8 protein-coding genes are annotated in these 7,779 nt (G+C 32.8%); 5 read left to right on the plus strand and 3 right to left on the minus strand.

All coding sequences use genetic code 11. The features are described 5' to 3' along the window. Positions 1-90: 90 nt before the first annotated feature. From Q4Q35_RS20040 to Q4Q35_RS20050, 3 genes are read right to left on the minus strand one after another with little or no spacing between them, the layout of a single operon-like run. Positions 91-1,872 carry a hypothetical protein gene (locus Q4Q35_RS20040; RefSeq protein ID WP_303279811.1) on the minus strand — a complete coding sequence of 594 codons (1,782 nt, stop codon included), beginning with the start codon at positions 1,870-1,872 and terminating at the stop codon, positions 91-93. A gap of 13 nt (positions 1,873-1,885) precedes the next feature. Next, positions 1,886-2,530 (minus strand): outer membrane beta-barrel protein, encoded by a 645-nt coding sequence (locus tag Q4Q35_RS20045; protein WP_303279812.1) that lies wholly within the window; start codon positions 2,528-2,530, stop codon positions 1,886-1,888. A 1-nt stretch (position 2,531) separates the two neighbouring features. Beyond that, complete coding sequence (locus tag Q4Q35_RS20050) at positions 2,532-3,032, minus strand: T9SS type A sorting domain-containing protein (RefSeq protein WP_303279813.1); 501 nt, start codon at positions 3,030-3,032, stop codon at positions 2,532-2,534. Positions 3,033-3,350: 318 nt separating this feature from the next. Between Q4Q35_RS20050 and Q4Q35_RS20055 the strand changes: the two genes are divergently transcribed. From Q4Q35_RS20055 to ettA, 5 genes are all read left to right on the plus strand, one after another. After that, a complete protein-coding gene (locus Q4Q35_RS20055) occupies positions 3,351-3,881 on the plus strand; it encodes an NADPH-dependent FMN reductase (RefSeq protein ID WP_303279814.1) in 531 nt (176 codons plus the stop codon). A gap of 72 nt (positions 3,882-3,953) precedes the next feature. Further along, positions 3,954-4,391 carry a MarR family winged helix-turn-helix transcriptional regulator gene (locus Q4Q35_RS20060; RefSeq protein WP_303279815.1) on the plus strand — a complete coding sequence of 146 codons (438 nt, stop codon included), beginning with the start codon at positions 3,954-3,956 and terminating at the stop codon, positions 4,389-4,391. A gap of 141 nt (positions 4,392-4,532) precedes the next feature. After that, the gene (locus Q4Q35_RS20065) at positions 4,533-5,405 is read left to right on the plus strand and encodes a pirin family protein (RefSeq protein WP_303279816.1); all 873 of its coding nucleotides are present in this window, start codon (positions 4,533-4,535) and stop codon (positions 5,403-5,405) included. A gap of 285 nt (positions 5,406-5,690) precedes the next feature. Continuing rightward, entirely contained in the window at positions 5,691-5,873 is a 183-nt protein-coding gene (locus Q4Q35_RS20070) for a CAL67264 family membrane protein (protein ID WP_303279820.1), read from the plus strand. 54 nt (positions 5,874-5,927) lie between these two features. Next, positions 5,928-7,619: an energy-dependent translational throttle protein EttA gene (gene ettA / locus Q4Q35_RS20075; RefSeq protein ID WP_303279817.1), complete on the plus strand. Its 1,692-nt coding sequence runs from the start codon at positions 5,928-5,930 to the stop codon at positions 7,617-7,619. The last annotated feature ends 160 nt before the right edge of the window (positions 7,620-7,779 follow it).

Genomic DNA, 7,779 nt, shown 5'->3' on the forward strand with positions numbered 1-7,779 from the left:
TGATCTTCGTTTTTATTGAAGTTAATATCCATGTAATATATTAGTTAGTTTCAAGATTTTTTAGTTTAAAAACGTAACGTTCTGTTTATTCTAGTTTTTTTCTAAAAGCTTCTTATAAGATTTTTTATAATTAGCCTTTGTTTTTGCTATAATCTTTTTTCTATATTTAGAATCGTTAAATAATTTATTTAATCCAGGGTGGTTTTCTATGTCAATCCCATTATTCTTATATCCATTTTCTAAATATAACATAGCCTGTTCCATAATCTCGTCACTTAACTCAGGAGGCATATAAGATGCAACTAATTGAGACCTTGACAGTTCTTTTTGAGGTGTCTTGTTTTCCTTTTCTGTGGTCGTTTTTTCTAAATTTACAACTTCAACAGAACCATGTTCTAATGCTAATAAACGTTGTTCTAAAGTTTTGAATTTATCTTCTAAAACTTTAATCTTTTTTTCCTGTTCTATAGCCAAATTAGCCACGTCGTTAGCATTTAAACCAATAGCCATATTTACCATTGATACACCATTATTTATCAATGCTTCAGACCATGCTACGCCAACAATTTCACGATATTGTTCTGCTTTTATTTTTTGAGGAGAAACACCTATTCCTGTTCCATCATTAAGACCAGAAGGTATGATATAATCTCCTTGCAAGACAATACCTCTAACTTTCACTGGAATTTGCCCCATAAAGGCTACTTTTTCATATAATGCTTCATTCCCCTGCATTGGCATATTACCCAATATGGCTGGTTTAGTAGAAACAACCATATAGTGTTGTGAATTCATTGTATACTTAGAAATTTTTCCTCCATTTACCCCTACAATATCACCTGCACTCATTTTTTCACCAAAGTTGCTTCGTTCTAACCATTCGGCATAATCTGCAGAACCTGATTGATACGTTACCCCCAAATTAGATAAAGCGAAAAGATTAAAAGTAACCAAATTTGCTGTGGCTAAAGCTAAATCTGCCGCCGCTGCAGCAATACAAGGGCCACAGGGGCCTGTTGAAGCTCCCACACCTCCTACAACGATTGGTGTAAATGATGAAGCAACATTTACGCCTGCTTTTACTTCTTCAGCTACCAAAATAGACTCTTCATAAATAAACTCTGGATCACTAGCTGCTTCTGCTGCTGTTTCTCCCTCTATACGACCTACAGCATTACCGCCATTATCAAAAAAGGTGATAAAATTATTAGAATTATTTGGAGTACCCGCTGTTAATCTAACTGCAATACCTTGCTGGCTGCCTTCTATTCTTAATGGATATGCTTCATAACTCTCTTCACCTCCTGTTATATTAGCATTAATGGTTACCTGATCATTTAAATTTGACGTGCCTTCTACTGTTAAATCTCCTGATAAGGTAGTTGCCGAACCATTGTTAACAAATAAATCACTATTTAAATTAGTAACCCCATCGACATCTAAAGTAGACGTTGCTATAATCTCTCTATGCCTTACATATGGGATATAAGTGAGCTCTTGGTAACTAAATTCAATCATTCCATTACCATCATTTAAATCGATTTCTACCATTAAAAATTTAGAGTTATTCCAATATATCTCATCAAATGCTCCAATGTTAGGTGTGCCTTTGCCTATCACTAAATTAATCATACTATAAGCATTGGTTGTTGTATTATGAGTTTCTTGATATTCGGAATTATTCAAATTATCTATAATTGTAAATCTAACCTGTAATGCTGTATCAGGTATATTGTTTGATGGAATATCTACGCCTGGTATTTCCTGTGGATTATTATCTATAATAACTGCTTGATACGTAATTCCATCTGTTTGTGCATAACTAAAACACGTAAATATTAATAATAAAAAAGTTAAATAAGTAGGTCTCATTTTCATATTTTGTTTAATTATCACAATTACAATTTGGCAGATTTATAATAAAGCCAAATCCAAATTGATGTGCATTTAATTTTAATGTTTCTTCACTAGTATCACTATTTATCAGTACTGTTTTGCCAAATGTATAATTTGCAAAAATCGCCGTACTCCTAGAAATGGGGTATTGCATGCCTAAGCTTCCTTTTATAAAAAAGATGCTACTATTAAATTCATCTTCTCCTACTAAATTGTAAACTTGATTATTAATAGTTTGATTTCCTCTTATCAAGAACTCGGTAGCTATAGCCCCTTTTATATAGAATAAAAAATCATTTAATTGAAACAGCTTAATATCTAAACCTGCTGTAACCCCCAAATAACTAACATCCCACTCAAAATAATTATCTAATCTAAGATCACTTCCTATAGCACCATAACCATTATAAGTAGCCCCTAAAGAGAGATACAATGTTTTTTCTCTATTGATATTATCTCTATATCCCATACCCAGGTAGGTTTTAGACTGCGGTAAAAGATTATCTAGAGGCATACCTTGTGAGTTTTTATAATCAAACGATAAAACATTAGATCCATATTCTATATATAATTGTTGGGCAAAACCTGAAATACTGGATATAAAAATGAGATTAAGTAGCAATTGTTTCTTCATATTATCGTTTAATAATCTTCGCATTTAATAATTTGGAACGCATTCTTATTTGAATCAAATAAGTCCCGGTATTTAAATTATTTAAATTCAAAACAATAGATTGCATTGGACTAAATTGTTTGCTTAAAATAATTCTGCCTAAAACATCTCTAAGCGTAACCTGTAAAATATCGATAATTGGTTTTTTAAATTTAACCTCAACTTTAGATAAAAACGGATTTGGAAAAATGACCGCTTCAATATCTGTATTGGAATCTATTGAAATTAAAGAAGCAGACACAGGTTGCAAATAACCTTGTCGTAATGAATAATTATTAGCATTAAAAGTATGGGTAACACTAGCTTGTCCGATACTCTCAAGTATGTAATAACTTTTATTATTGGCATAAACAAAATGAGAAGCACCTTGGTTTCCTAAAGTTTGTTTTTTTAAACTTTGAGTATTTCCAAACTGATAAACAAGAATTATAAAGAAAAAAAGTAGGTTGTTTTTGGGGAACATATTTTTTTTTTCAGGGTGCTAATATATCCTGTAAACTATTGTAAAACAAATTAATGATTAATATATCCATACTTTAAATAACAACCTTATTTTAATTCTTATTTACAAGGAACGAGCATTCCTACTTATTTGACAAACCCGTAGTATTTGGTAACAAAATTAGTGTATAGGGATAGTTGCCACCTATTTCGAATAAGGTCATACTATGATATTCTGAATTTCTGCTAATGAAAAACGTAAAATATATAACATGGAATTAGTTTCCTTGGAAACTAATTATTTTTACACTATATTTGTATCATAAAATAATTAAAACTTATGAAAAACATTATTGTATTTGCAGGAACTAACAGTAAAAACTCAATAAATAAACAACTTGCTAGCTATGCATCAAGTTTGGTTGAAAACGTAACGGTTACTATTTTAGATCTAAATGATTTTGAATTACCTTTATATGGTATTGATTATGAAATTGATCATGGTATTCCAGATAACGCACATAAATTCTTAGATACCATAAAAGCATCAGATGGTATTGTTTTATCATTAGCAGAGCATAATGGCGCTTATTCTACAGCATTTAAAAACCTATTTGATTGGATGTCTCGAATTGATGGCAAATTATGGAGTGAAAAGCCTATGCTATTAATGGCAACCTCACCAGGAGGTAGAGGAGGAGCAACCGTTTTGGATATCGCTAAAGGACGTTTTGCTTATATGGGGGGAAACATTATTGAAGATTTTTCTTTTCCATCATTCAACGATAATTTTTCAGAAGGAAAGATTACCAATGAAGCACTAAACTCTGATTTAAAGAATAAAGTAGCATCATTTCAAAAAGAACTATAACTGAATACTGTTTACTGAACACTGAGTACTGAACACTGAATACTGAACACTGAATACTGAACACTAAAAAACATGGGAGATTTTTCTAAAGATATCAATTCAAAGTTTCCAAACAACAGAGTTAAGGCTTTGTTGAACATTATATATACAGCAAGTTGGATAACGAGTTATCAAAATGATTTCTTTAAATCATTCGGAATATCCCCACAACAGTACAATATTTTGAGAATATTAAAAGGGGCTAAAGAACCTTTAAAGGTACAGGTTATTAAGGATAGAATGCTAGAGCGTTCACCCAATGCAACCAGATTAATGGACAAATTATGTGCAAAGGATTATATTAAACGGATACCTTCAGAACATGATAGACGTGTTGTTAAAATTGTTATAACCGATGAAGGGAAAAAGCTTTTAGCATCTATTCCGCCTAATATTAATAAAGATTTATTAAAAAATTTAAATGAAGAAGAAGCAGAGCAATTAAGTAATCTGCTGGATAAAATGCGATGACAACTAATTTGTCATTCCCTCGAAGGAGGGAATCTCATTATACTTTTTGAGGTCGCGATAAAAAGATTCCCTCCTTCGAGGGAATAAAAAAAAAGTTTAATATTAAAAAAAGTCCCTCCTTAGGAGGGCTTAGGGAGGATTATGAAAACAAACACAATAAAAACAGTAGGGCGAAGCGATTTTGTTAATATGGGCCCAATACAATTAAGACAACCATTACCAGGTCGAGATATAGATATGGTAGATCCATTTATATTATTACATCATTACGGCCCTTATAAAATTTCAGAAGAAAATAATCCATTCGATTTAGGACCGCATCCGCATCGTGGATTCGAACCTATTACCTTTTTAATACAAGGAGAACAATTACATAGAGATTCTTTAGGGAATAAGAGTATTGTTAAAGCAGGAGATGTACAATGGACTACAGCTGGACGCGGTATTATTCATGCCGAAGGTCCAACAAAGGAGTTTGTGAAAAAAGGAGGGACGCTAGAAGGGATTCAATTATGGTTGAATTTACCAGCAGAGAAGAAAATGATTTCTGCTAATTATCAGCACGTAAAAAACGAAAACTTTAATGTAATAACCTCTGAAGATGGAAAAGTTAAAATTCAAATTATTGCTGGTGAATTAGGAAGTAAGCATGGAAAAATAAGTACACAAACAGTTGTAAATGCTTATATGATTGCTATTGAGACAGGCGGTGAGTACTTTGCAGAAGTTCCTAAATCACATCAGTCAATGTTGTATTTATTAAATGGAGATGTAACAGTTAACGGTTCAGAAAACTTGAAACTAGATGAAAATCAGCTCATTCAATTTAATCAAGACGGGAATGGTTTTTCTATTAAAGGAAATGATACTAGTAAATTATTATTTCTTTCGGGAGAACCTTTTAACGAAAAAGTAACTACTTATGGGCCTTATGTCATGAATACACAAACAGAAATTATGGAAGCCATGCGTGATTATCAAATGGGTAAAATGGGGTTTCTTCGAACATATTAGAGACATGTTATCTAGTAAAGCATAAATTAAAAGCAATGGCTTGAGAGGTACATTTTCTAATTTTAAATGCGTATTAACAGTGTTGAAAATGAGAAAGCATGCAAAAAATGGATGCTTTTTTATTTAAAAATACGATATTTGTCCATCTAATTGCGCAAAGGCTAGAAAATAGCAGCTTTCTAAGGTTGTCTCACAAACTTTAATTAAGTCTTTATATTTGGCTTAAAAAGAGCATGAATATTTATGTTAGCTAACAAGGATGCGCTCAAAAATAAAAATTTAATTATGGCAATGAATAAGAATACGGTGCTGGCATGGGCGACATGGATAATGATTTTTGTAGGACTAGCACTAATTGCTCTAGGAGCGTTTAGATATGATGATGTTGCAGGCTGGGGCTTTGCGGCTGTGGGTATAGGCTTTTTTGCAAATGCATGGGTTTTTAATGCCTTAAAAGGAAGGGTTTAATTTTATTTACAATTTCACATATTAAGTCTTGCGACTATAAATTAATAATTAATAATGAGCGACGATAAGAAAGTAATCTTCTCCATGTCTGGTTTAACCAAGACATTTCAAGGTGCTAATACACCAGTGTTAAAAAATATATATTTAAGCTTCTTTTACGGAGCTAAAATTGGAATTTTGGGCCTTAATGGTTCTGGTAAATCCACACTATTAAAAATTATAGCAGGTGTTGATAAAAATTACCAAGGAGATGTCACCTTTTTACAAGATTACTCCGTTGGGTTTTTAGAGCAAGAACCAAAGCTAGATGATGATAAAACAGTCATGGAAGTGGTTCGAGAAGGTGCTGCCGAAACTGTAGCCATTCTTGATGAGTATAATAAAATTAACGACATGTTTGGTTTGGAAGAAGTATATTCCAATCCAGATAAAATGGAGAAGTTAATGAGCCGTCAGGCAGAACTTCAAGATCAAATAGATGCTGCCAATGCCTGGGAACTAGATACCAAACTAGAAATCGCTATGGATGCCCTACGTACGCCAGATGGTGACAAGAAAATTGGTGTGCTTTCTGGAGGGGAAAAACGACGTGTAGCGTTATGCCGTTTACTTTTACAAGAACCAGATGTATTATTATTAGATGAGCCTACCAACCACTTAGATGCAGAATCTGTACACTGGTTAGAACATCATTTAGCACAATATAAAGGAACTGTAATTGCGGTAACGCACGATAGATACTTTTTAGATAATGTAGCAGGTTGGATTTTAGAACTAGATAGAGGAGAGGGGATTCCATGGAAAGGGAATTATTCATCTTGGTTAGATCAAAAATCAAAACGATTAGCACAAGAAAGTAAATCAGCATCAAAACGTCAAAAAACATTAGAACGTGAGCTAGAATGGGTAAGACAAGGCGCTAAAGGCCGTCAAACCAAACAAAAAGCACGTTTAAAGAATTACGATAAGTTAATGAGTCAAGACCAAAAACAACTTGACGAAAAACTAGAAATATACATTCCTAATGGTCCACGACTAGGAACCAATGTTATTGAAGCCTCTGGAGTAAGTAAAGGCTATGATGATAAATTATTATATGACGATTTAAACTTTAATCTACCACAAGCAGGAATTGTTGGTGTTATTGGGCCAAACGGAGCCGGTAAAACCACAATTTTTAGGATGATAATGGGAGAAGAAACGCCAGATAAGGGTGAGTTTAAAGTCGGAGAAACAGCTCAAATAGCTTATGTAGATCAAAGTCATTCCAATATAGACCCCGAAAAATCAATTTGGCAAAACTTTAGTGACGAACAAGAATTGGTCATGATGGGAGGAAAACAAGTCAATTCACGAGCATATTTAAGTCGTTTTAATTTCTCAGGAAGCGAACAAAATAAGAAAGTGAAATTACTTTCTGGAGGTGAAAGAAACCGTTTGCACCTCGCCATGACACTTAAAGAAGAAGGCAATGTATTACTTTTAGATGAGCCAACAAATGATCTTGATGTTAATACACTGCGAGCACTAGAAGAAGGTTTAGAGAATTTTGCTGGTTGTGCTGTAGTAATATCACACGATAGATGGTTTTTAGATAGAATATGTACACACATCCTTGCTTTTGAAGGAGACTCTCAAGTCTATTTCTTTGAAGGAAGTTTTAGTGATTACGAAGAAAATAAAAAGAAGCGTCTTGGTGGAGATTTGATACCGAAACGAATAAAGTATAAAAAATTAGTAAGATAAACTTATAAAAGGCCTGCTGAAAAGAGGCCACTGAAAAAGGTAGTTCTTTTTCAAATGTAATTTTAAAAGCGATTAAGAAAAAGGTAATATTTCTTAATCGCTTTTATGTTTTGTGTAATTTTTTGATATGGGCTTATATATGAAGTTAAAAAATGCTTCA

This window comes from Flavivirga aquimarina (assembly GCF_030540835.1).
Lineage (GTDB): Bacteria > Bacteroidota > Bacteroidia > Flavobacteriales > Flavobacteriaceae > Flavivirga > Flavivirga aquimarina.

Coding starts and splice junctions, on each gene's coding strand:
- Q4Q35_RS20050 (WP_303279813.1), bottom strand. CDS start 3,032: ATGTTCCCCAAAAACAACCTACTTTTTTTCTTTATAATTCTTGTTTAT.
- ettA (WP_303279817.1), top strand. CDS start 5,928: ATGAGCGACGATAAGAAAGTAATCTTCTCCATGTCTGGTTTAACCAAG.
- Q4Q35_RS20040 (WP_303279811.1), bottom strand. CDS start 1,872: ATGAGACCTACTTATTTAACTTTTTTATTATTAATATTTACGTGTTTT.
- Q4Q35_RS20055 (WP_303279814.1), top strand. CDS start 3,351: ATGAAAAACATTATTGTATTTGCAGGAACTAACAGTAAAAACTCAATA.
- Q4Q35_RS20065 (WP_303279816.1), top strand. CDS start 4,533: ATGAAAACAAACACAATAAAAACAGTAGGGCGAAGCGATTTTGTTAAT.
- Q4Q35_RS20045 (WP_303279812.1), bottom strand. CDS start 2,530: ATGAAGAAACAATTGCTACTTAATCTCATTTTTATATCCAGTATTTCA.
- Q4Q35_RS20070 (WP_303279820.1), top strand. CDS start 5,691: ATGGCAATGAATAAGAATACGGTGCTGGCATGGGCGACATGGATAATG.
- Q4Q35_RS20060 (WP_303279815.1), top strand. CDS start 3,954: ATGGGAGATTTTTCTAAAGATATCAATTCAAAGTTTCCAAACAACAGA.